Consider the following 22,636-nt stretch of genomic DNA (forward strand, 5'->3'; position numbering starts at 1 on the left):
TTTTTCTTAAAGAAAATATGAGGGGATTATATGTTTCGTAATTTAAAAATAATGTAATCAAAAAAAAGCCCTTTCAAAATACAATTGAAAGGGCTGATTTTTTTAATTTATTATATTGCTATTGCTTAATAAATGATTTATTTACTATAGTATTTCCGGTCTGGATACGTAATAAATAAACTCCTTTTACTAAATGGCTGCAATTGAACGGAATATCAATTCTGCCAATTTCATAAGTCTGGTTGGCGATCACATTTAATTTGCGTCCGTTAATATCAAATAATGAAATCGTAACCTTTTGCAAATCAGTCTGCATAAACGAAATGTTTATGTTTCCTGATGTTGGGTTAGGGTAAACACTCAAATCAACCTCTGAATCCAGAATTGAGTTCACAGAACTTAATGTTGCTGTTGTTGTACAAGTTGGCGTGCTACTAAAAGCCATCGTTGCTGCCGGGAAATTTGTAAAAGCAGGATTTATATCAATATTAGAAACATCGTTAGCACCTTTACCATCACATTCTGCCCTGCCGTTTCTCCAATAAGGAAACTGAAGATAAACACCTGCCGTAGAACAGCTTCCTATTTCTGCGTCACCGCCCACAACAACTGATCCTCCAAAATTTCCGGCAAACAACATAGCATTTCCTTTAATATTTGCTGTATTTGCAACAGAACCACCTTCCATCCAGGCATTTCCTTCTACAATAGCATTACTTGATAAAGTAGCATTATATACACATGCATTGTCCCTTACAATTGCGCTACCGCTTATAGTACCTCCATCAACCATTGCATATCCATCGATACGCGCATTTCCTGAAATCGTACCGCGTCTTACAATTGCATATGGTCCAACGTAAACAGATGCTGCAACACTGGCACTATTAGATACCCATCCTCCGCCGTTGCTATGAATGCGTCCATTTGTTTTAAGGAATTTTCTAAAATCAGCCGCTGGTTGAAAACCTTCAGGATTGGCATTTGCAATTTTTAGTTCATAAGGATATCTTCTTTGTTTAGGATAACCCACATCCATATTATAGTTCACATGCACTTTTGGAGCCGAAAATACAACTAGAAAAATCCCTGATTCGGTAGTTGTATTAAGATCAAATGATGCTTCACCATCTGTGTTATACATTGGACTGTAACGAGATACGGTGCCATCTGCTTTTGTAGTAACAAAACCATAACGCCAGCCAGCCTGTGTTGGGTTTACTTCAGTATGACCTTTAAATTTTATACTTACTTTTTTTTGAGTTCCCGCACAAGTTGGGTATAAAGGGATTATATTCATTCCGTAATCCTGTGGTGCCCAGTCATTGTTTGTATAATATTGATCTGTGGTACCTTCGACTTTTGTAAGTAATGTATATTGCCTGCTAGTATATCGAGGCATATTATTTTTTATAAGAGTGTGTGTATTTCGAATTGTTTTTCCAAAATTACTCGTTGCATTTATCTGAGAATTCCATTGAATAGGATAATCAAATGCAGGTTGTCTTTGTGCATATCCCCACAGATAATCGTTGAGCTGTTCCTGAGTAAATCCTTTAAGCCTTTTGATGGTTTCAAGAGGATGTTCCTGATTTTTAGATTCAGCCCACATTCTTCTCGTAAAATCAAAACCTTCTTTTTCCTGTACATAATACATCAAATGAAAATTAGTGTAATGATGACGATTAGAAGACCACATAAAATGTCTGGTTTGTATCCATCTTGTTAAGGTTCCGTCTATTTCTGCCCATTGCGGATAAGCCTGAGCACGCATAAAATTAGCATGGCCTTCGTAAAACGGACTTGCCCAGTCATAACCGGCAAAAGCAGTTCCGTTGCCCGGATTTTCCTGAATACTCATCATCATTTGAAGCGTGTGAGCAAACTCATGTGATAATGCACCGCCATCTTTAGTTGCCTGAGGATGCACAAACATGGCGCCAATAGTATTACTAAAAGAACTGGCTTGCGCAAAGGCCTCCAAACGCGGATCTGTAGAGTTCCAGGTATTCATCATCATAATAATGATTTTGTACTTACCAAAATTTGTTGTTGGCGCATTATTGATAAATTTCAAATCATTTATGTATCGCTTAAAACTGTGTTCAAGAGTATCTGCAACAGATTTAGGCGTAAATCGCAATGTAGCATCAGCATATGCTGCAGGATTAGTACCTACCTTATCGCCCCAATAGAGCACAAAATTTGTCGACTCGTATTTTCTTGTATTCGAGACATTGTTATAAAATTCATTGTTGGGGTTACTCCATTCCGTAGGTGTGAACAGCGTTTTTTGTCCAATTGCAATATAACTGCAAAGAAAAAGGACGACTTGTAAGAAAAGTTTTTTCATATATTAACTTATTTGGGGGTTACGTATTTATTAAAAATCTTTTTACTGCATAATTAAGACACTTATAATATCCCTCTCCTGCCTTGCAAACTAACCTGCAAATACAATCCCCACCTGATAAATTAAAACCGTCTCTAATTAGTAATCAAAAACACTTATGAATGTTGCTTTAAAACAATCCAAAAAAATTTAAATGTAAATGCAACATTTAAAAATAAAAGTTGCGAATATACGTATTAATATGAATAATAAAAGAAAAATAAATCGACTAAGTGCAAATTAATACGATGAAATGTAAATTTTAAAAAAATACAAGTATTTAGAACCGCATATTTATTGCTAAATAGTACAGATATTTTACCTACTAATTATGCAACTCTAAATTATTTTTCTGTAATAAAAACCACAGACCTCTTAAGTAAATTTGTAAAATACACGCCTGTAAAAAGTAACTTTAGATTCATATATCATAAAAAAGAGATGATGGATTACTGGAAATAAATATAGAATTAACTAAAAAAATAGCGTTATGGAAAAGCAAAACAACAACGAATATGGTCATACAGACCCTGATTTTATTGATCAAAATACGCTAGTTGACGGAAATAACATTCAAAGCGAAGATCAATATACACACAAAGCACCTACAGAACAAACAACTGAATTTGGAGAAAGTGATCCTGATTATATAGACCAGAATACACTGGTAGATACTGATAATTATGCCAGGGACGAAGATCCTTACCAATATAAGGAAGGATATATTGAAGATCTTAAAAACCTGGGAAATGATTTTGAAAACAATTCAAATAGCAGTTCAGAAAAAACTGAAGATCAGCATAAAAACGTTTCTAAAGATTCAGTGAACAGCAGTGATAAAAAGGATAATAAAACTGACGAAGATCAGGAATAACCATATTATCATAAATTCAATATAAAAAAGGCATACTTTGAGTATGCCTTTTTTGTATCTAAAAAGCAGTACTATTAGCTATACTTTCTATAATTTGTCTTTTTCTAAAACTCTTAAGAAACTTAAAATCCTTACATTTACGCCGTGGTCGACCAAATTATGTTGTGCAACAAAGCGATTATAGCAACATTAAGTCAATTAATTTTAAGCAGTCAAGATGGAAAAACATACTGTATCAGTAGCATCGTTACCCTTAGATGATAATACAATACCGAATAGTAAAATAAAAAAAGCTGATTTATTACCGGATCCGGAATCTCAGCTTGATTCTATGGAAAAGAAAGAAAAACCTATCTGGGATTCGAGCATTCCGTTTAGAGATTTGACAAATGCTACAACTAAAAAAGAAAGTATTGGCCGACTAATTGATAAACTTGATGTTGAAAAAAACCTGAGATATCAAAGAACTGTAGAAGACACGTATTGCAATGTATATTCGTATGACTATTGCTATTTTTCTAAAGTCTATCTTCCTACGGTTTGGTGGACACCGGAATCTCTTGAAAAAGTTTTAGAAGAACAAGAAGTTGAGCCTGTTTTTGAGCAAACGGTAGACCGCATTTATTCCAGTGCCATACACGATTGGTTCTTAGAATGGGGAGTTAGTTTTGGCTGGAAAAGAATGTTTACTGTAGATGAAATTCAAAATAAAGTAAATACAAATGGCGGAATTGGAATAATTTGCGCCAAAAGAAGAGAAAAAGGACTTTCCGGGCATATTGTTCCCGTTGTTCCTGAAACTAATTTGTATAAGGCATACCGTGAGAATGGCGTAGTGGTTTATCCCTTGCAATCACAGGCCGGAAAGCTAAATTATAACTATTTTGCAGAGGTTAGAAAAGACTGGTGGAATGACGAATTATATTCTTCACACGTGTTTTATTATCACGAATAAAAATACAATTATCGGAATTGTATAAACATTCAAAAAAAAATATTGATTATCAACAAGTTAACCACTTGGAAATAACATAATAAAAAACTACTTTTGCAACTTAGAAAAAACAGGAACAGCAAAAGTGGTGATTTAGCTATTCTCATGCTTAAATTATTGATACAAAAGTGATTAATAACGCTAGTAATTTTATAAGCCTTTTATAAAATTTTACTTCTTAATTGAACTTTCAGTCGATAAAAGTGCAAAAAATCTAAAATATAAATTCCTATATTTTTAAAAGTAAACGAAAACTTTTATAATGGAGGCAAAATATGCTTAATCCGTTATAGGTTTCCTGTCTCTTATTTTAACAGATTGGATTTTGTATTTCCGAATAAAAATAACTTTAGAATTAAATAACCTTAAAAAAGAAAGTAAGTATAAATGAAAGACAATCAGACAAAAAAATATTATTGGGGAATAGGATTGGAAAACGAAACCTACATGCAATTTGAAGAATCCCTAATAGTTTCTGGTGAGTTTATACAAGAAAAAATTGGTTTTGAGAAATACAGTATTGATTATAGAAAGTGTTATAAACCGGAAAGCTTAGCTCCTATTTTGAAAAAAGCTTTTGATATTAACGAAAACTATAAAGTAAGCCGAATGATGAACAGTCATTCGCTGGAAAAACTGGATATCAACTATCAACACAAAACAATCGCGCCCATAAAACCATTAATTGATACCGAAACTGGTGAGGTAAGCGCGCAACCTACTGAAAATCCTGAATATTTAGGAAAATCAATCATGGAACTTTTCCTTGAAGATCAGCCTTATAATATTCAAAGCATGATTACCCAAAGAAACAAAACAATGGGTTCTGTACATTTTGATGGTGATTCTATCGAGTTTGTAACCAAATATTTTGAAAACAGAACAATCGCCGAATCCTGCAAAGAACTTAAGGCTACGAAAAAATTATTCCTTGATAAAATCAATGAATCATCCGTTTTAAACGGAAAATTAAATTTTCCGGATTACAACAACGGGCTTAATATGTTCATGACCAATCAGGAAAACCTGGTTTTGTTCAATAACGGAACGTACCATTTTCACATTACTTTACCATCATTAACAGAAGACAGCAGGATTGTAGATTATAATGAATTTGAAAAAACACATGCCAATGCTATTTATTTGCTGCAATGGTTTGAACCTTTCTTTATTGCAACTCTTGGTAGTCCGGATATTATGGGCGTAATAAGCGATAAATACAGTCTGGATAAAAAATTCACTCTTGGATCTATGCGTAACGCCATGTCACGATATATAGGTGTAGGAACTTATAATAAGGCAATGCCAAAAGGCAAAATCCTTACTTATAATGTAGATGATTTTAGAAAATTACTGAAATTCGGAAAAGAAGAAAATATTTGGTGGCGAGATCAGATCGAAGCAGATATGGAGTATGAAATGCTTTCTGAATTAGGTCTTGACTTTAATCAGGAAAAAATGTACCAAAGTGGTTTTGAATTCAGAAGCTTTGATGAGTTTCCGGCAGAATACCTTAATGATGTACTTTTTTCTATTATCCTAATTTGTGAGCATTCTTTGAATCTTCCAGATGTACAATGGGCGCATGACAGCAAAGCCTGGAATAATCTTGTTTTTAAAACTTTAAAAATGGGATATTCTACAGAGATTAATGCGGAAGAAAAACAGGAGGTTTTAGATTTATTGCAACTATTAAATCCGTCACACGCTAATTACAATACACTTAAATCAGAATTTGAAGCGATCGTTTTATTAGATGAATTTTTCTTTAAAATTCTGGCCGTTTTACATGATATGTATAAAGACAACAATATTTGTCTTGATGCTATGTACGGACAAAAAACAAGTTTTCCGCCTAAATGGGATAACTTTAATAAATATCAAACCGAAAGACATTTACAGCAAATAGGTTCTTTCTGTGACAATTAAAAAAATAAAAAACGAGTTTTCATAAAAACAAAACATCCCATAAAGAAACTTTCTTTATGGGATGTTTTTAATTTAAGAAGTATCTTAAGCTACTTCTTCTACTTTTAGTATTTCAAGTTTTAGATTTCCTTTTTTAGCAGGCCATTCTACAACATTACCTTCTTTATATCCTACCATTGCTATACCTTCATCAGAAAGGATAGAAATTCTATTTTTGCTTACTTTATTTTTTTCAGGACCTACAAACACAACCGTTTTTTCTTCATTGGTTGCACAATCTTTATAAGTTACTCTTCGATTTACAGAAACAATATCTTCCGGTAAATCTCTTCTTAATACCTGTGTGGCTTTTTTAAGTTCATGAAGCAATAATACTTCTTCTTCTACTGTAACTTTTTTTCTTCTTACGTGATCTTTAATTAAATCGTATATTCCTGTTGTTAAAATGATATTTTGTACTTGTGACATAACTTTCTGTTTGCTTCTCCTATTTCATAGTTAAGATAATAACTCTTCATTGAATCGTTTATAGCTCTTTTGTAATTTTGATTGCAATGATATCCTATCCCAATGAAAATTGAAGATTAAAATAAATGAGCGGTCTGGATGAAAGAATCCCTGTCTAGAGTTTTGACAGGGCTTAATAAATAAACTCCTTAGAGCTTTTTAAGAAAGTATCGTCATGCAGATACAATAACGTGCCCATAAGGCGCATCAAGTGATTATTTGTTAAATAAAAATTTGAAATAGTCATTATTATATTCGCTTTTAATATTGCGCAATATAGCCCTTTTTTACTGAAAGAAAAACCCCTAAAAAATACAAGCATAACATTATAAGACAAAATATATTAGAGTTTATAAATCGAAAAATAAAAAGGACGATCTTTAAAAGACCCTCCTTTGTTTATTAATTCAAGTATCAAATAGTGTAATTAGAATATTTTAAAATTATCTGATTATCTAATTGCCTAATGATCTAATTACCAACTACTCTGGATTCTACAATTATAAAATAACCTGTACGCTCTTTTATAAGCCATTTCCCCTTTTCATTTACATATTTATCGACGTATTTAACGCTGTAATCTGTTAGAATATCTTTACCTTCAGATTCTCTTATCATTTTTATCTGAGAAAAAGAAACACCACTTGCTGTATCTCCGTCTATTTCAACGTTATGTTGTCCGTTTAGTGTAAAATAAGTCTTTATCTGAGCAGCGTGTCCGCTAAATTCTTTTTCCAGATTATCTCTTCCGGAAACATTTGCTGCTAAAAAGTCATTCATATAAACCTGATACACGATATCCGGTGTAAAAACGCTCATTTGTTCAGCAATCCTTTTTTCGTCGCCTTAAACTTGCATATGCATCTATTAGTAGTCTTAATTCTTCTTTTGTTCTTAAAATTTCTAGTGTCATAATTTTGTATTTAATATTCGGAAAATCTTTGTTGTAAATGATTTACAGATTCAAAATTAATTTATATTTGCTTACATTTTATTACTAGTTACTAAAAGGTTATCAGGTAATTTTTTAAAACCCATACATGAAAAACGAAATAGAAAAACCGGAAATGACCAAAGAATTCTCTACAGAATGCACCTCAATGCTGGCAGCTGTAAGTGATGCTTTGTATGCTATTGGCGGTAAGTGGAAGCTAATGATTATAATAGCGATGGCAAGAGGAAATAATAGATTTAGTGAACTGCAAAGACAAGTTACCGGAATTTCTGCGCGGGTTTTGTCGAGTGAACTTAAGGAACTGGAATTGAATGGTTTTATCATTAAAAAAGTTTCTGTAGGATATCCCGTTCTAATAGAATACGAACTGCTCCCCTACAGCCACACTCTCGAAGAACTTGTGGGAGCTATGACAAGATGGGGAATTCAGCATCGTCAAAAAATCAGAAGTGATCGTTCAGGTGATGTTTCATCAGTATCTAAAATTTAATTTTATTATAAAAACAAAAGGACGGTTTTTAAAAAACCGTCCTTTTGTTTAAATTATCTAATTTTTTAATTACCCAATTATCTAATTAATTTAAGGTATTATTTTATCATTTCTTAATTGAGCAAACAATTCAAAAAAGGAATCTTTGGTATCTTTATAAGTCGCAAAACCCAATTTTCTGCTTCGCGACATATCTGTCATAACTTCTAAAGGACGGCCTAAATCAAGATCTGTATGCCATGCAGATGCCAACTGTGCTAATTCACCTTCTATTAATTGGTGTTGATTGGCAATTGATTTCCAGATCAAATTTTTTTCATTCAATACTGTTTCAAGTGGTTTTATGGTTCCATTATATCCTTCAAATTCTATTTGAAACCATTCGGCTATTTTTGGCCACAGCCATTTCCATCTAAAAACATCTCCGTTTGTTATATTAAAAGCTTCGTTATGTGCATCAGGATTTGTTGCAGCCCAGATAATCTGATCTGCCAGAACTTTAGCGTCAGTTACATCAGATATGCCATTCCATTGTGCCTCAGAACCCGGCCATATAAACGGAGTTCCCTCCTGCTTGCAAATACTGGCATAAACAGCTAATGTTGTCCCCATGTTCATGGCATTACCAATGGTTTTACCAATCAATGTGTGAGGTCTGTGTATGTTCCAGGTAAAACCATCTCTGGCAGCGGCTTCATATACTTCATCTTCCTGTGCATAATAAAAATTAGGCAGGTTTAAACGAGGTTGCTCTTCTCTTAAAGGCGTTTCAGGTAAAGTTCCTGCTGTAGCATAAGCATCAAAAGGTCCTAAATAATGCTTTAAACCTGTAACCAATGAAACATGCTGTACAGATTTTTTAGGAGCTAATACGTTTAATAAATTTCGAATCAAAGCACTATTCACCCTGATATTTTCCTCTTCGGTATCATTTCGCATCCATGTTGTAAAAAAAACATGTGTAGGCAAAACATCAATTAACGCAGTTTTTAATGATTCAGTATTAAGTAAATCTGCAGCAATGAGCTTTAAACCTTTACTATCTTTTTTCGGATTTCGGGAAAGTCCATAAACAGTCCATCCTTTTTCCAGAAGTTTTTCTGCAAGATTACTTCCTGCAATACCGGTTGCGCCAACTACTAAAGCTATATTTCCGGCTCTTTCTTGTATTGGTGATTTTTGAGAATTCATAAGTACTTTATTTTTTTCAAAATTACTTTACAAACCATATTCAGAAAGATGACCTGAAACAAGAAATTCACTTGATCCAAATCAATTATTTGGGGTCAAAAATTATATTCTTTTTAAGACGGCTCAGGGTTTCCGGAGAAAGTCCAAGATATGAAGCCAATAAATTTTGTGGTATGCGCTTCATTAAATCTGGATTATTCTCTGTAATATGTCTGTATTTTTCTTCGGCAGTATGTGTATGCGAGCTTATCAGCCTTCTCTCTTTTGTGATTAGGCTATTTTGAAAAAGCAGACGAAAATACCGGTCCATTACAGGAACTTGTAGTGTTAGGTTATCAAAATCTTCTCTCGTAATCAGTAAAACTTCTGAATCCTCCATTGCATCAATACTGTAAAAGGAAATTCCTCCGCTAAAAAAACTGCTCATATCTGATGTCCACCAACCTTCAGGCGAAAACTGATTGATATGTTCATTGCCTTTATCATCAACATTATAAGCTTTTAAAAGTCCTTTCGAAACAAATGTCAGATAATTACAAACATGACCTTCAACAACCACAAATTGTTTTTTCTTTATTTTTTTAGGTTTAAAAAAAGTCTTGATGAGTTCTTTTTCAGCTTGTGTTAACGGGACTTTCTCTTCGAGATGTTTAAAAATTATATCGTACATTTTAAAATATTTACTTTATAAATTATGACGTATTACAAAGGTATACTATTTATTTTTCAACTTTCCTGATCCATAATTAACAATAGCAACATACGGTTTGAGTTCTCTAATAAATCAATTCGACAGAAGATTCAATAAAACTGAAGATCAGGTATAAATACTTATAACGTGTGAACAAAAGATCCTTATTTTTATACTATTTATACATTCTAACTCACACACGCTAAAATGAAAAAATCTCCTGAGAATAAACCAGTAAAAGTATTGGTAAATGGCGAAATTTCAAGTAAAAATAAGATAAATAATGCAGGAATCGTACTTCTAAATAGTTATATTACTATGCTCTTTGAAAGACTTCAACTAACTCACGATAAAAAGTTTACCAGTTTAGAAAATCAAAAAAATGCTGTACAGTATTTACAATATGTTGTGACCGGATCAACTGAAACTGAAGAGGTGAATTTAATGCTCAATAAAATATTGTGCGGTTTGTCTCCTACCGATAGTGTACCCGAAAAGATTGAACCTTCAAACGAAAATAAAAACCTTATAGAGGGATTAATTCAAGCAATGGTTTCTTACTGGACAGCAATTGGCCAATCTTCTATTAAAGGTTTTAGGAGCAATTGGCTTATTAGGGACGGCTTACTTTCAGAATTAGATGATAAATGGGAACTTGTATTAGAACGCAAGGCTTATGATGTGTTAATAAGCAGATCGCCATTTTCTTTTTCAGTTATAAAATATCCATGGATGAATAAACCTTTGTATGTAACATGGGTTTAATAAAAACTATAAACCACTAACAGTTATGCATTTGACTATTCTTGAAAAACTATGGAAACGCGCTTTGTTTCCCTCAGATCTTCCTGCCAAAAATGATACACAAAGCTGGAACGAAGAAATTAAGGCCTTGTATTTATTAGGAATTGGTATGGAGGAAACACTACAGTTTTTATACTTTGAAAAACCTGATTTTGAAACTTTTAAAACCTGGATCAATACGAAACAGAAAAACAAGAATACTATAACTGAAGAACCTGTAGATCAAGTACTCTCAGAAAAAGATCTCGATTTTTGGACTAAAAACGGGTACATCATTATAAAAAATGCCATTTCAAAAAAAGATTGCGAAGAGACACAACAAGCTATTTGGGCTTATCTGGAAATGGATCCTGACAAAAAAGAAACCTGGTACAAAAGACATAACGACCAAAAAGGATTAATGCTCAATTTTTCTGATCATGAAACCTTAAATAAAAACAGGCTTTCGCCAAAGATAAAAAAAGCATATGAACAGCTTTATAATTCATCCCGGATATATAAAACGATAGACAAAGTAAGCTTTAACCCTCCTGAAACTGATGAATTTACTTTTTTAGGAAGTCCGCTTCATTGGGACACCAGTTTAAAACAACCTATAATTTTTGGGCTTCAGGGACTACTCTATCTTACTGATTGTGGTGCTGATGATGGCGCTTTTCATTGTGTTCCGGGTTTTCATAATACTATAAATCATTGGCTCAATAATCTTGATCCGGATGAAAATCCCAGAGATAAAGCTGTTAAAACCCTGAAACCTGAACCAATATTGGGCAATGCAGGAGATTTTATCATATGGGACAATAGATTACCACATTGTGCGACACCAAACAAAGGCGAAAAACCAAGAATGGTTCAATACCTTACTTATTTGCCGGATGATTATAATACAGCCGGGGAATGGCTTTGATTGTAGTATTTTTTTGTTACATTTAAAATTCTAAAAAAAAGTATAATGCAATATGGCATAAGAAATATCTTCTCAAGAACAATCATCATCATGATGTTGTTTTTTGTATGCCTGCCCTGTACTGCTAAAAGAGAAATTAAACTCGTTTTGGATATCCCGATAAACGAATTAAAAAACAACACAAATAACGATCAGTCAGTTGTTTGTTTTACAGCGATTGATAAAACCGCTAAAAAGACTTTAGGTTCACTTCATGATCACGATTTAAAAAATTATCCTTCACGATTTACTGTTTTTCAGCACCCTCGTTTTACGCTTAAAATTCCCATAACATCGATTTGGGAGAAAAAGAGCTTCAAAATTATTCCGGTTTATTTATTACACGAGCAATATTTGATTTGATTTTTTGATTGCAAGCAACATACACTTCAATATTATTTTATTGAAGTTTTTACGTATTTACTATCATTAAATTTAAATCACAATGAACAATCAAACCTATTTATATGGCGGAATGTTTACTACGACATTGCGCTGGGTAGCTGGCTGGACTTATTTTTCTGCTTTTTGGAGAAGGCTAATTTTAGAGAATAAATTAAATCCTGATGAAGCGGGATATATCGGAGAAAAATTCAATCATTTTCTTCCTAATGCATTGGGTATAAAACCTATTATAGAACATCTTGTTTCTAATCCGGAAAGTCTTTGGTGGGCAATGGTTTCATTTACTGTTATCGAAGGAATTGTTGGACTTCTATTTATGTTTGGTCTTTTTACCAGATTAATGAGTATAGGCGTTTTTGGTCTGGCATTTGGTATTTTACTGGGTTCCGGCTGGCTTGGAACAACTTGCCTTGACGAATGGCAAATTGGAATTCTGGGTGTCGCGGCGGGGTTTACAATTTTTATGTCAGGCGGTGGAAAATATTCTATGGACGAGTATTTTATTAGAAAAAACAAATCCTTTACTGCTAAAAAATGGTTCAGACTTCTGGGGTCCGGAGTTTTACCTCTAAAAGACAATATTGCAAACAAACTTGTACTGGCAGGATCTGTATTTATCCTGGCGCTAACTCTATTTACCAATCAATATTTTCATGGAGGTGTGTATGGCAAATTGCATAATCTTTCTGTAAAACCGCATGTTACTATCAGCAATGCTTTCATTCAAAATAACACCTTAAGTTTTACAGTATTCAGGGATGAAGGAGCTGATGTTTATGGTTCTTTTCTTATTGGTATTAAATTAATAGACCAACAGGGAAACATTATTTTTGAACAAAATCAGGCACAACTCTCACATCTTGCAAAAGAACAAATCAAAAACGATTATGTTGCCAGAGTAAAACCCGGAAAACACAGTCTGATTTTGCCTTTGGGCGCTAAAGCCACATTAAATTTCAAGATTGCTTCTATCAGGAATACAACAGATAAATATATTCTGGAACTAATTGATATTAGCGGGGAAAAGTGGACACAAGAAATTACTTTATAACATTTATCTTACATATGTAATTTTAAAATAAATTCTTCAGGATTAAACATAAAAGTGCTAAATAAAAGATTTAGCACTTTTTTGCGTTATAAAATATTTTACTATAATTTGAGTATATCGGTCATTATCGCTTTTTTCATAGCAAGTCAAATATTGGCTTTAAGTGATTAATGATCTTTAATTACAGCTATCAAGCATTCATTAAGAAGTAAAAAGTGAACTAAAATTTTAAAAATAAAGTTTTTTTTAGTTAACAAAATCATTAACTTGTATAGAAATAGAGACAATATTTGATATTAATATTGTTTCAAACAGGTACAATTTAATCCGTTTTTAACCTGAAATAACTTTTCTAAAAAACACAAAAAACATACAAATTATGCGAGTATCAGTCATCCGTAAAAACATAAAATTCACACCAGATTCAAAAAGAGTTGTTGCACGATATTTTATGAATGGCGAAGAACGGACCCAACAAATGGTGGGCAGGATAATGATGCTGGATGAAAAGCAGGTATTAGAAACATTAGAGCAAACACTTCGTGAATTTGCAAGACGCCATCGAAATATTTCGGCTATATTTTTCAGGCACTGCGAAAAAATCAGAGATGTAATCGAAGCCATGCAAATCGATTACGAAGCCATTTCGCTGGATCGAAAAATGCTGATAGGATCTTATTGCACTATGGAATACGCGATAGAATCTGCTGCCATTTTCAACCCTTCGATTGTAGAAGATTTTGATCAGTCAGGTCTTGAAGCAGGAGAAAAACGCGTAATCATTTCGTTTCGTGCAACCGGAGAAGGTCACATTTCCTCGATAGTTTTTAGAAGAGGTATTCTGGATAAAGACAACAACCTGCAGATAATGAAAATTGGTCATAATATAGATAAGGCTGAGATTGAGCATAAAACCCTATTCAATAAAGAGCGTTTTTTATTGAAATTATCTGAAATGCACACGCAGGACAAATATATTGCCCAAATCATGCAGGACTTGCCGGAAGAATTTGAATTTGCCGTATTAAAAAGCATGGTCAGTACAGCCTTAAGTGATCCGTCAATACGCCAGGAAAGAAGAACCGCGTTAGAAGAAATAATCTGGCTGGCTGATTCTTTTTATGATTTGCAATTCAAGCACGACTCAGATATTACGGAACGTGTTATATTTCCGATATCAGAATCTGAAAGCCGCGGTATCGAAGATGCACGATTTGTACGTTTTATCGATGACGATGACTCAAATCGTGTAATGGCAACTTACACCGCTTATAACGGACATACTATTTTACCTAAACTAATTTCGACCGAAGATTTTTATACCTTTAGAGTAATGCCGCTTCATGGTATTGGTGCACAGAATAAAAATCTGGCATTGTTTCCTAGAAAAATAAAGGGCAAATATGCTATGTTGGCAAGAATCGATGGTGTAAATAATTATATTATGTACTCTGAAAGAGTTACACAATGGAACAATCCGATACTTTTACAGGAACCACGTTATACTTGGGAACTGACTCAGATAGGAAACTGCGGATCGCCACTCTGGACCACAGAAGGCTGGCTTGTAATTACCCACGGTGTAGGTACAATGCGACGTTATTGCATAGGTGCTTCATTATTTGATCTTGATGATCCGTCTAAAGAAATCGGGAGACTTAAAGAACCCCTGCTTTCGCCACTTGAAGACGAACGTGAAGGATATGTACCAAATGTAGTGTATTCCTGCGGTGCAATTATTCATAACAATAGCCTTATATTACCTTATGCGGTATCTGATTATTCGTCTACTTATGCTGTTGTCGATATGGTAGAATTGATAGATGCCCTGAAAAAAAGTAAATAATTAATCTTATAAAGTCTCAAAAAAAACTACTTTTTATCAGTTGAATTCTGATAAAAATCTTTAAATTTATGTTCAAAAATCTTATTTTATGAAAAATTACATACTACTATTCGTTTCTGTTTTAACACTCTCTTTTAATTCTTGTAATACAATGAAAGATACTGCAAAAACTGATGATCTCTATAATACATCCTGGGAATTAGAATATATTTCTGGTCCGCGTATCGCTTTTGAAGGTTTATATCCGGATAAAAAACCCTATATCAAGTTTGATAAAGAAAAAGGAGAAGTCTACGGAAATGCTGGTTGCAATGGGTATAGTGCACCATTTACCATAAAAGGACAATCTCTTACTTTTGGTGAACAAGGCCCGGCAACCATGATGTTCTGTGAAGGTGGCGGGGAACAAACATTTGTACAGACAATTAAAAAAATCGACAGTTATTCTATTGACAAAGACGGGAAACTTAATTTGAATATGAAAGATATTCCAATGATGCGATTTAAAAAAGTAAATAAATAAAAAACTGATTTTATCAGGATTTAAACCCGACAGTCGCGAAGTATCGAGATTGTCGGGTTTATTTTTAATACATAAATAATTCCCAATAAAGGCAATAAATCCTTTAATTAAATGTTTTATAAAGAGACGTTAATGCTTATTGTTTTAACGACTCATTTGTTTTATTAATATGAAAAAAAGTATGAAAAAAATATTGTTTCTGGTCACTATATTAAGCATCTCTCTACAAGGATATTCGCAAAAAGAACTTAAAGACAAATACAAACCAATTCCGGCTAAAAATTCTGAAATAAAAGAACCCCTGCCGCCAACTGAAACTCCGCCAAATGATACGCCTCCTGTAAAAGAACCTACAGTTATAAAAATTAGTCCGGATGATCTGTATAAAAATAATAGCCTGTATAAAAAAGAAGCCAATGTTGAAGGTATTTTTTACAGAAGAAATGAATATCTGGGTGCTTTTGTAACCAATACAGCCGTTTCTACAGTTCGTTATCGTGATGCCGCTTTCGTAGATGGCGACAAAATAAGAGTATTTCTAAATGATAAGGTTATTGAACCGGAAGTAAATTTAGTGGGAGAATTTCAGGGATTTAAAATAACATTAGTTCCCGGAATCAATAAAATCGATTTTGAAGCGTTAAACGAAGGTTCAGCTTCGCCTAATACGGCAGAATTCCAGGTTTATGATGATAAAGGAGCTGTTATTGAAGCCAGCCAGTGGAATGTGGGTACAGGATACAAAGCCACTATTATTTTATATAAGGAATAATTTAAAACCTGCATGATCTAAAAAAGTAAGTCCAATTTAACCCGAATTGGACTTTTTTTTTACAATCTATTTTATAAAAATAAAACCCCGTCCTGATCAGGAACGGGGTTAAATAGAGGATAACTCCTCTTATTGATTTCTGTAGTAACGTTTTTTCAACTCTTTAAAAAACAACAGATTCCAGAAATTCAATAACTTCTCCATTCGGGCTGTACACCAGACTATTACTAACTATTACCGATTTTTTACGGTCTTTAAGTTCCAGAGTTTCTTTTTGTGATAATGGTTTTGCGCCATTTTCTATTGCTTCATCATATGCTTTTTTGGCATCAATAACCGTAAAACAAATATGCAAAAGTGAATTTTCGACATATGGATCACCTTGCTTTCTTTTACGCCCCTGAGTAGGAAAATCAGCATTGTTATCGCATATTTCTATATAACAATCAAATGCTTTATTTTTTAGCATAACACATTTTTCTAAATTGAATTCCGGTAAACTCCAGCCGTGTACAACTTCAAAATTGAGTGTTTCGTAAAATTGTACTGTTCTTTGAAAATCATGTGCTTTAATCGCAAAATGATGAAAACCTATTATATTATTATTCATTCTGATTCTTTTGTTGTAAAATGTTTATTCGGAAAATTAATTAAGATATCGCTTCTCTGGAGCTTTGATAAAACTAAGCCGGGTAAATTTATTCCAGTATAAACCATTCCTTTACGTTTTCTTCTATAGTTTCTTTTGCCAGAAGATTTTCATATTCGTTTGTAGCAATATTATGCTGGTAATTTTTTTGCCATTCTTTATAATTTGCTGCTACTTGTTTTATGGCATCACAAATAAATATAAGTTCCTCATTTGTCATTATCGGATGTAAAGATAAACGAACCCATCCCGGTTTGTTGGTTTGGTTCTTCTGAAGCAGTTCATTTGTTATTTCTTGTGATTTAATCTTATCAATATCAAACAAATAATGTGCATAAGTACTCGCGCAGGACCATCCGCCACGAACCTGGATTCCGAAACGATCGTTTAATAATCTCACGATTAAATTATAATGAATATCATCAATCAAAAAAGAAACACTCCCTATTCGATCTGTTTTAAGATCGCCTAAAATCGATAAACCCGGAATCTTTTGAAACTCGGCATAACAAAGATCCAGTAATTCTTTTTCTCTTTTATGAATGTTTGCAACTCCCATTTGCTCTTTGAGTTTCAGGGATAAAGCTGTTCTTATTACTTGCAAAAAACCAGGAGTTCCGCCGTCTTCCCTGACTTCGATACTATCACTGTAATGATATCCTCCCCACGGATTCGTACTTTTTACATTTCCTCCGCCGGGATTATCAGGAAAATTAGATTTATAGAGTTTCTCGTTAAAAACCAGAATACCGCAAGTTCCGGGTCCGCCTAAAAATTTATGTGGCGAAAAGAAAATTGCATCCAATTGTTCGTCCGGATCTTCCGGATGCATATCGATTTGAACATATGGTGCCGAAGCTGCAAAATCAACAAAGCAATAACCACCATTCTTATGCATGATCTTCGCCAGTTCATGATACGGAGTTATAATTCCCGTGACATTTGAACATCCTGTAAACGAACCAATTTTTATCGTTCTGTCTGCATATTTTTTAAGAGCTTCAATAAGTTTTTTCGGGTCTGTCAAATTATTTTCATCAGGTTGTAAAACCACAACATCAGCATTCGATTCGTACCACGAAACCTGATTAGAATGATGCTCCATATGCGTTATAAAAACTACAGGTTTATCATTATCATTTGTATTATTAGCATGACGCAACCCTATAATACGCTGCAATTTTGATAAAGCAGCCGTCATTCCGGTTCCTGTTGCTACTAAAACATCAGCTTCATTTGCGTTTACATGTTTTTTGATTACTGCTCTGGCGTGATTATATGCATAAGTAGAAGCCTTGCCTGTTTCGCTCGAAAAAGAATGCGTATTGGCAATCATAGGCCCTATTTTATTGCGCATGATATCTTCAATCGGGGTATATAATCTTCCGCTGGCAACCCAGTCTGCATAAAGCAAATTTTGTACGCCATAAGCAGATTCAAAGGTGTGGTTTACTCCAATTGTATTTTCTCTGAATTTAGAAAAATACTGCTCTGACTGACTTGGTTTCGTTTTCTTATCTGTAGCATTCATTTCCGTATCATTTTTAAGTTAACTTATTTTTGTTGTCGTTTCCCAGAATAAATAACCTGTACGTTTATTTATTCAAAAGCGCTTTAAGCGTCGTTTGAAGTTCTTCGCCACGAAGGTTTCTTGCTACGATAATACCTTTTGAATCTACCAGGTAATTAGACGGAATTGCCCTTACTCCGTATAGTTTTGCAATCTCGCTGTTCCAGTAAATGAGCTCTGAAACTTGCAGCCAGTCTAAGTGATCGTCCTGAATTCCTTTTATCCAGTTTTCTTTCTTTTTGTCCAGGGAAACTCCAAATACATTAAACCCTTTATCATGATATTCTTTGTAGGCTGCAACGATATTTGGATTTTCTTTTCGGCAAGGCGCACACCATGAAGCCCAGAAATCAACTAATGTATATCCTTTCAGATTTTCTGAAAGACGAACTGATTTTCCTTCAGGATCTTTAGATACAAAATCCGGTGCTTTTTTACCTACTTGTAACCCGTTTAAAACTTTTACCAGCTCCTGAAGTTCTTTTACATAAGTTGTATTCTGCTGACTTTTATCTAAGAGTGCAATGTTTTGCGTGATCTGTTCCGGCGTTAATCTATACGACCAATTTCTATACAATACATATGCAGAAACTATAGAGCTGGGATGTTCTGCTATAAATTTAGTTATATCAATATCCTGGTTTTTTCTGTAAACATCAAACAAATCCTGAGATGCAGAACCTTCTACAACAGATGTGCTGTAATATTTAACCGGACTTAATTTTACCGTAATAGGCGTTTTTTCTAAAAAAATGTACAACGGATTATTTGCTGTGTTTACGCTTAAACCATACAATTCAGGAAGTTTTACTTTTGTTTTAAAACTAAATTTTCCGTCTGTAACTTTTACTGAATCTATGGTAGTAAACATCTTATTGTGAAACTTTTGCAGGTAAACATATTTTGCCACAGTATCTGTAACTGTTCCTTTTAACTGCACATTTGCTTCTTGAGCCTGAGTTGTTACTGCAGTAAGACATAAAGCCAGAATTACTATTATTTTTTTCATTTTTATTGGATTTTGATTTGATTTATTTAAAGCATAGAAATTTCCTGACCTGCAAAAATGGCCTATCATTAAGCGATAAAAAAGGGTATGGTTTAAAAAAGTCTAAGTGTATTGCATTGAGAAAACCTTAAAGTGGTTTGCTTCTTTTAAAAACAAGTTGTGTTTTTGAGTATTGTCGTGTAATAATAATTCCGTTTTCATTCTAAAAAATAAATGATTTACTAATAATGATCTTATTCAGATTTACTAAAGAAATCTTTCTTATCTGTCCGCCGCAGCGGAAGGATTTAGCACCTTATTTGGCAACAGGTTGCTAAGACATCATTGGGCCTATTCCCTCAGTCTTTCTGGATAAGTTCACGTAGATTTTTTCTACTCTGCAAATATATATATAAATTCTATGTAATTAGTATAGTTTGAAATTATTTTTAAACTATTTATTCATTAAGTGCTTAATATATAATTTGTATGAAAGCTTTTTTAACAATAAAAATCACAATTAAGCCCACATTATCAAACACTTATAAAATAACATGATTTTAAAAATAGTAAAAAGATAAAAAAAAAATTATGCTTCTATTTTAAGCAATGATGAGCAAAGCAAAAAAAAGATTATAAAACACGGGGGTTATTTCAGGATTGGTGAAGCTTTCCAGATTTATTCATCTGCGATTACAAGCTGCGATTCTGTAAATTTTCCTGTCATGATATTTCCCAATTCATCCTCCCATTGGGTAATAATATTCTCAATTAATTCCGGTTCAAAATCAATTACTTTCATAACCTGATTACCAAATTCCTGTTTTACATTTTGTCCTTTCTTAAACATAACATCAATTTTTAAATTAGAAAAATATGAAGCATGAATTCTTATTCTTGCTCTGATGGTAAAATTAAGATTAGATCATCTGCTTATTTTATACAATTTTAAAATCCTTTTATATTATTAAAATTTTGGGTTATATAACCAATAACTTATCATTAAATCAATTAATTACTATTTTTTTTAAAGGAATAATATGGTCTTAAATTTTATAAAATCTCCATTAGATTATATAAGAATTATGATTTATGAATAAGATAATTTTATACTATTCATCAAGTTCCTTAAAACAATTCTAATACAGAGACAATTATGAGTGATATAGCCCGTCGTTTTCCGGAAAATCCTTTATTAATGCCAAAAGATTTACACGCAAGCAGTAATGAATTGCAAATTATAAGTTTGTTAAATCCGGGAGCTTTTATTTTCGAAAACAAGGTCTGGCTATTGGTTCGGGTTGCGGAGTCGATTACACAAAAAGAAGGTGTAATTTTTTTTCCGGTTATTAATGCCCTGGGCAAAGTCGAAATAATAGAAGTGCCACTTAACGATCCGGATTTGATTGCCAATGATGCAAGGGTCATAAAATATAAAGGTCTCGATTATCTCACCACACTTTCGCATTTAAGACTGGTTTGCAGCGATGACGGCGTTCATTTTTACGAACCTGAAAATACACTGCCTATAATGGGTAATGGAATTCTGGAACAATTTGGCATAGAAGATTGCAGGGTAAGTAAAGTAAATGACACCTATTATTTAACGTATACGGCTGTATCTGACAATGGTGTTGGTGTTGGGCTTCGTACGACCAAAGACTGGAAAAATTTCGAATCAAAAGGAATGATTCTTTCTCCTCATAATAAAGATTGTGCCATTTTTGAAGAAACGATAAACGGCAAATTCTATGCTTTGCACCGCCCTTCAAGTCCTGAAATTGGAGGTAATTTTATCTGGCTCGCTGAATCACCGGATGGTGTGCATTGGGGAAATCACAAATGCATTATAAAAACACGTCAGGATTTATGGGACAGTGCAAGAGTTGGCGCGGGAGCTGCACCAATCCGGACAGAAGAAGGATGGCTCGAAATTTATCATGGTGCAAATGCAGCACATCAATATTGTCTTGGCGCATTTTTAATGGATCTCGAAGATCCGTCTAAAGTAATTGCGAGATCGACAGAACCCATAATGGTTCCTATGGAAAATTATGAATTAAGCGGATTTTTTGGGTATGTCGTTTTTACAAATGGTCATGTCGTTGAAGGGGACAAACTAACGGTGTATTATGGAGCTGCAGATGAATTTGTGTGTGGCGCGCATTTCTCGATAAAGGAAATTCTATCGACTTTAAAATATTAAAAAAAACATATTAAAAACATATTAAGTCCAGATTTTAGAATCCCGGACAGGATTTGTATGAGCTTAAAAAAATTAAATTATGAAAATATTCTACTCTCTTACTGCTTTGGCATTATTTTGTTTTTCTCCGGATATTCTGGCGCAGCAAATGCAAACTGACCGCCCAAATGAAACCGAAGGCCCAAATACGGTTATTGCGAAACATTTGCAAATAGAAAGCGGGTTTTCGTTTGAGCAGGATCACAGCGAACATACTTTTGAAATTCCTGAACTTGTATTGCGTTACGGCATCATTAAAAACTTAGAAGTCCGTGTGGAAACTGCTTTAAAGATATCGCATGAAGATGATGACAATGTCACTGGTATAGAACCTGTTGTGATAGGCGCAAAATATCATATTATAGATCATAAAGGAGCCGTTCCTGATGTTGGTGTTCTGGCTCGTGTAAGCATTCCGTGGATGGCTGATAATGCCTATCAGGAAAAAAAGTACAGTCCTGAAATCAGGGTTCTTGCCCAGCATGAGCTTTCAAAAGTAACACGTCTGGGGTATAATTTAGGGATTCACTGGCTTCCGGATACTTTACAGCCTGAATATGTTTATACGCTTTCTGCAGATCATTCCATAACCAAAAAAATAAAAATATTCGTAGAATCGTATGGTTTTGCTGTACCTCAACATCATGCAGAGAATACTGTAGATACAGGTCTTTTATTTGTTGTGAACAAAAATGTACAGTTGGATTTTATAACCGGAACGGGAATTATGCATGCCAACTCAGAAAAATTTGCTGAAATAGGATTATCAGTCCGCATTTAATCAGTCATTCTTTTTTATTAATTAAACTTATTA

Annotated in this window: 22 protein-coding genes and 1 riboswitch; of the genes, 13 read left to right on the forward strand and 9 right to left on the reverse strand. The window is 33.6% G+C overall.

Going from position 1 to position 22,636, the window contains the following annotated elements; genetic code table 11:
- Nucleotides 1-118: 118 nt before the first annotated feature.
- Nucleotides 119-2,353, reverse strand: a complete 2,235-nt coding sequence (locus RC62_RS03800) for a DUF6055 domain-containing protein (RefSeq protein ID WP_055092750.1) — start codon at nucleotides 2,351-2,353, stop codon at nucleotides 119-121.
- Nucleotides 2,354-2,882: 529 nt separating this feature from the next.
- On the opposite strand from RC62_RS03800, the gene RC62_RS03805 reads away from it, so the two are divergent.
- From RC62_RS03805 to RC62_RS03815, 3 genes are all read left to right on the forward strand, one after another.
- On the forward strand, nucleotides 2,883-3,266 hold the full coding sequence (locus tag RC62_RS03805) for a hypothetical protein (RefSeq protein ID WP_055092752.1): 384 nt from the start codon (nucleotides 2,883-2,885) through the stop codon (nucleotides 3,264-3,266).
- A gap of 217 nt (nucleotides 3,267-3,483) precedes the next feature.
- The gene (locus tag RC62_RS03810) at nucleotides 3,484-4,221 is read left to right on the forward strand and encodes a hypothetical protein (RefSeq protein WP_055092754.1); all 738 of its coding nucleotides are present in this window, start codon (nucleotides 3,484-3,486) and stop codon (nucleotides 4,219-4,221) included.
- A 426-nt stretch (nucleotides 4,222-4,647) separates the two neighbouring features.
- On the forward strand, nucleotides 4,648-6,189 hold the full coding sequence (locus RC62_RS03815) for a hypothetical protein (RefSeq protein ID WP_055092755.1): 1,542 nt from the start codon (nucleotides 4,648-4,650) through the stop codon (nucleotides 6,187-6,189).
- 84 nt (nucleotides 6,190-6,273) lie between these two features.
- Here the strand turns inward: RC62_RS03815 and RC62_RS03820 are convergent, their stop codons facing one another.
- Both RC62_RS03820 and RC62_RS03825 read right to left on the reverse strand, forming a co-directional pair.
- Nucleotides 6,274-6,657 (reverse strand): GreA/GreB family elongation factor, encoded by a 384-nt coding sequence (locus RC62_RS03820; protein WP_055092757.1) that lies wholly within the window; start codon nucleotides 6,655-6,657, stop codon nucleotides 6,274-6,276.
- Nucleotides 6,658-7,167: 510 nt separating this feature from the next.
- Nucleotides 7,168-7,527 (reverse strand): nuclear transport factor 2 family protein, encoded by a 360-nt coding sequence (locus RC62_RS03825; RefSeq protein WP_262494062.1) that lies wholly within the window; start codon nucleotides 7,525-7,527, stop codon nucleotides 7,168-7,170.
- 209 nt (nucleotides 7,528-7,736) lie between these two features.
- Between RC62_RS03825 and RC62_RS03830 the strand changes: the two genes are divergently transcribed.
- Nucleotides 7,737-8,141, forward strand: coding sequence for a winged helix-turn-helix transcriptional regulator (locus RC62_RS03830; RefSeq protein WP_055092759.1), 405 nt, complete (start codon nucleotides 7,737-7,739; stop codon nucleotides 8,139-8,141).
- A 90-nt stretch (nucleotides 8,142-8,231) separates the two neighbouring features.
- Here RC62_RS03830 and RC62_RS03835 read toward each other — a convergent pair whose 3' ends face one another.
- Nucleotides 8,232-9,332: an SDR family oxidoreductase gene (locus tag RC62_RS03835; RefSeq protein ID WP_055092760.1), complete on the reverse strand. Its 1,101-nt coding sequence runs from the start codon at nucleotides 9,330-9,332 to the stop codon at nucleotides 8,232-8,234.
- Between the two features lie 85 nt (nucleotides 9,333-9,417).
- Entirely contained in the window at nucleotides 9,418-10,002 is a 585-nt protein-coding gene (locus tag RC62_RS03840) for a Crp/Fnr family transcriptional regulator (protein ID WP_055092762.1), read from the reverse strand.
- A gap of 228 nt (nucleotides 10,003-10,230) precedes the next feature.
- On the opposite strand from RC62_RS03840, the gene RC62_RS03845 reads away from it, so the two are divergent.
- The 7 genes from RC62_RS03845 to RC62_RS03875 all read left to right on the forward strand — a co-directional run bounded on the left by RC62_RS03845 (nucleotide 10,231) and on the right by RC62_RS03875 (nucleotide 16,370).
- Nucleotides 10,231-10,788: a contractile injection system tape measure protein gene (locus RC62_RS03845; protein ID WP_055092764.1), complete on the forward strand. Its 558-nt coding sequence runs from the start codon at nucleotides 10,231-10,233 to the stop codon at nucleotides 10,786-10,788.
- A 25-nt stretch (nucleotides 10,789-10,813) separates the two neighbouring features.
- Nucleotides 10,814-11,734 carry a phytanoyl-CoA dioxygenase family protein gene (locus RC62_RS03850; RefSeq protein ID WP_055092766.1) on the forward strand — a complete coding sequence of 307 codons (921 nt, stop codon included), beginning with the start codon at nucleotides 10,814-10,816 and terminating at the stop codon, nucleotides 11,732-11,734.
- Nucleotides 11,735-11,779: 45 nt separating this feature from the next.
- Nucleotides 11,780-12,136: a hypothetical protein gene (locus RC62_RS03855; RefSeq protein WP_055092768.1), complete on the forward strand. Its 357-nt coding sequence runs from the start codon at nucleotides 11,780-11,782 to the stop codon at nucleotides 12,134-12,136.
- Between the two features lie 82 nt (nucleotides 12,137-12,218).
- Complete coding sequence (locus RC62_RS03860; protein WP_055092770.1) at nucleotides 12,219-13,229, forward strand: TQO small subunit DoxD; 1,011 nt, start codon at nucleotides 12,219-12,221, stop codon at nucleotides 13,227-13,229.
- A gap of 379 nt (nucleotides 13,230-13,608) precedes the next feature.
- Nucleotides 13,609-15,075, forward strand: a complete 1,467-nt coding sequence (locus tag RC62_RS03865; protein ID WP_055092772.1) for a glycoside hydrolase family 130 protein — start codon at nucleotides 13,609-13,611, stop codon at nucleotides 15,073-15,075.
- Between the two features lie 88 nt (nucleotides 15,076-15,163).
- Nucleotides 15,164-15,598: an META domain-containing protein gene (locus tag RC62_RS03870; RefSeq protein ID WP_055092774.1), complete on the forward strand. Its 435-nt coding sequence runs from the start codon at nucleotides 15,164-15,166 to the stop codon at nucleotides 15,596-15,598.
- Between the two features lie 181 nt (nucleotides 15,599-15,779).
- The gene (locus tag RC62_RS03875; RefSeq protein ID WP_055092970.1) at nucleotides 15,780-16,370 is read left to right on the forward strand and encodes a hypothetical protein; all 591 of its coding nucleotides are present in this window, start codon (nucleotides 15,780-15,782) and stop codon (nucleotides 16,368-16,370) included.
- Nucleotides 16,371-16,533: 163 nt separating this feature from the next.
- Here the strand turns inward: RC62_RS03875 and RC62_RS03880 are convergent, their stop codons facing one another.
- The 4 genes from RC62_RS03880 to RC62_RS22975 all read right to left on the reverse strand — a co-directional run bounded on the left by RC62_RS03880 (nucleotide 16,534) and on the right by RC62_RS22975 (nucleotide 20,427).
- A complete protein-coding gene (locus tag RC62_RS03880; RefSeq protein ID WP_245176775.1) occupies nucleotides 16,534-16,980 on the reverse strand; it encodes a VOC family protein in 447 nt (148 codons plus the stop codon).
- An 88-nt stretch (nucleotides 16,981-17,068) separates the two neighbouring features.
- Nucleotides 17,069-18,550: an aminotransferase class V-fold PLP-dependent enzyme gene (locus RC62_RS03885; protein WP_055092778.1), complete on the reverse strand. Its 1,482-nt coding sequence runs from the start codon at nucleotides 18,548-18,550 to the stop codon at nucleotides 17,069-17,071.
- A gap of 64 nt (nucleotides 18,551-18,614) precedes the next feature.
- Complete coding sequence (locus RC62_RS03890; protein WP_055092972.1) at nucleotides 18,615-19,598, reverse strand: TlpA disulfide reductase family protein; 984 nt, start codon at nucleotides 19,596-19,598, stop codon at nucleotides 18,615-18,617.
- Between the two features lie 258 nt (nucleotides 19,599-19,856).
- Nucleotides 19,857-19,956: riboswitch (SAM riboswitch) on the reverse strand.
- Between the two features lie 300 nt (nucleotides 19,957-20,256).
- Nucleotides 20,257-20,427, reverse strand: a complete 171-nt coding sequence (locus RC62_RS22975; protein WP_167343844.1) for a hypothetical protein — start codon at nucleotides 20,425-20,427, stop codon at nucleotides 20,257-20,259.
- A gap of 306 nt (nucleotides 20,428-20,733) precedes the next feature.
- Between RC62_RS22975 and RC62_RS03895 the strand changes: the two genes are divergently transcribed.
- Both RC62_RS03895 and RC62_RS03900 read left to right on the forward strand, forming a co-directional pair.
- A complete protein-coding gene (locus tag RC62_RS03895; RefSeq protein WP_055092780.1) occupies nucleotides 20,734-21,783 on the forward strand; it encodes a glycoside hydrolase family 130 protein in 1,050 nt (349 codons plus the stop codon).
- Between the two features lie 79 nt (nucleotides 21,784-21,862).
- Complete coding sequence (locus tag RC62_RS03900) at nucleotides 21,863-22,603, forward strand: transporter (protein WP_055092782.1); 741 nt, start codon at nucleotides 21,863-21,865, stop codon at nucleotides 22,601-22,603.
- Nucleotides 22,604-22,636 lie beyond the last annotated feature (33 nt).

This window comes from Flavobacterium aquidurense (assembly GCF_001404985.1).
Classification (GTDB): domain Bacteria; phylum Bacteroidota; class Bacteroidia; order Flavobacteriales; family Flavobacteriaceae; genus Flavobacterium; species Flavobacterium aquidurense_B.

What these genes read in the sequence shown, in the direction of transcription:
- RC62_RS03800 (WP_055092750.1), bottom strand. Translation starts at nt 2,353, where the DNA reads ATGAAAAAACTTTTCTTACAAGTCGTCCTTTTTCTTTGCAGTTATATT.
- RC62_RS03805 (WP_055092752.1), top strand. Translation starts at nt 2,883, where the DNA reads ATGGAAAAGCAAAACAACAACGAATATGGTCATACAGACCCTGATTTT.
- RC62_RS03810 (WP_055092754.1), top strand. Translation starts at nt 3,484, where the DNA reads ATGGAAAAACATACTGTATCAGTAGCATCGTTACCCTTAGATGATAAT.
- RC62_RS03815 (WP_055092755.1), top strand. Translation starts at nt 4,648, where the DNA reads ATGAAAGACAATCAGACAAAAAAATATTATTGGGGAATAGGATTGGAA.
- RC62_RS03820 (WP_055092757.1), bottom strand. Translation starts at nt 6,657, where the DNA reads ATGTCACAAGTACAAAATATCATTTTAACAACAGGAATATACGATTTA.
- RC62_RS03830 (WP_055092759.1), top strand. Translation starts at nt 7,737, where the DNA reads ATGAAAAACGAAATAGAAAAACCGGAAATGACCAAAGAATTCTCTACA.
- RC62_RS03835 (WP_055092760.1), bottom strand. Translation starts at nt 9,332, where the DNA reads ATGAATTCTCAAAAATCACCAATACAAGAAAGAGCCGGAAATATAGCT.
- RC62_RS03840 (WP_055092762.1), bottom strand. Translation starts at nt 10,002, where the DNA reads ATGTACGATATAATTTTTAAACATCTCGAAGAGAAAGTCCCGTTAACA.
- RC62_RS03845 (WP_055092764.1), top strand. Translation starts at nt 10,231, where the DNA reads ATGAAAAAATCTCCTGAGAATAAACCAGTAAAAGTATTGGTAAATGGC.
- RC62_RS03850 (WP_055092766.1), top strand. Translation starts at nt 10,814, where the DNA reads ATGCATTTGACTATTCTTGAAAAACTATGGAAACGCGCTTTGTTTCCC.
- RC62_RS03855 (WP_055092768.1), top strand. Translation starts at nt 11,780, where the DNA reads ATGCAATATGGCATAAGAAATATCTTCTCAAGAACAATCATCATCATG.
- RC62_RS03860 (WP_055092770.1), top strand. Translation starts at nt 12,219, where the DNA reads ATGAACAATCAAACCTATTTATATGGCGGAATGTTTACTACGACATTG.
- RC62_RS03865 (WP_055092772.1), top strand. Translation starts at nt 13,609, where the DNA reads ATGCGAGTATCAGTCATCCGTAAAAACATAAAATTCACACCAGATTCA.
- RC62_RS03870 (WP_055092774.1), top strand. Translation starts at nt 15,164, where the DNA reads ATGAAAAATTACATACTACTATTCGTTTCTGTTTTAACACTCTCTTTT.
- RC62_RS03875 (WP_055092970.1), top strand. Translation starts at nt 15,780, where the DNA reads ATGAAAAAAATATTGTTTCTGGTCACTATATTAAGCATCTCTCTACAA.
- RC62_RS03880 (WP_245176775.1), bottom strand. Translation starts at nt 16,980, where the DNA reads ATGAATAATAATATAATAGGTTTTCATCATTTTGCGATTAAAGCACAT.
- RC62_RS03885 (WP_055092778.1), bottom strand. Translation starts at nt 18,550, where the DNA reads ATGAATGCTACAGATAAGAAAACGAAACCAAGTCAGTCAGAGCAGTAT.
- RC62_RS03890 (WP_055092972.1), bottom strand. Translation starts at nt 19,598, where the DNA reads ATGAAAAAAATAATAGTAATTCTGGCTTTATGTCTTACTGCAGTAACA.
- RC62_RS22975 (WP_167343844.1), bottom strand. Translation starts at nt 20,427, where the DNA reads ATGTTTAAGAAAGGACAAAATGTAAAACAGGAATTTGGTAATCAGGTT.
- RC62_RS03895 (WP_055092780.1), top strand. Translation starts at nt 20,734, where the DNA reads ATGAGTGATATAGCCCGTCGTTTTCCGGAAAATCCTTTATTAATGCCA.
- RC62_RS03900 (WP_055092782.1), top strand. Translation starts at nt 21,863, where the DNA reads ATGAAAATATTCTACTCTCTTACTGCTTTGGCATTATTTTGTTTTTCT.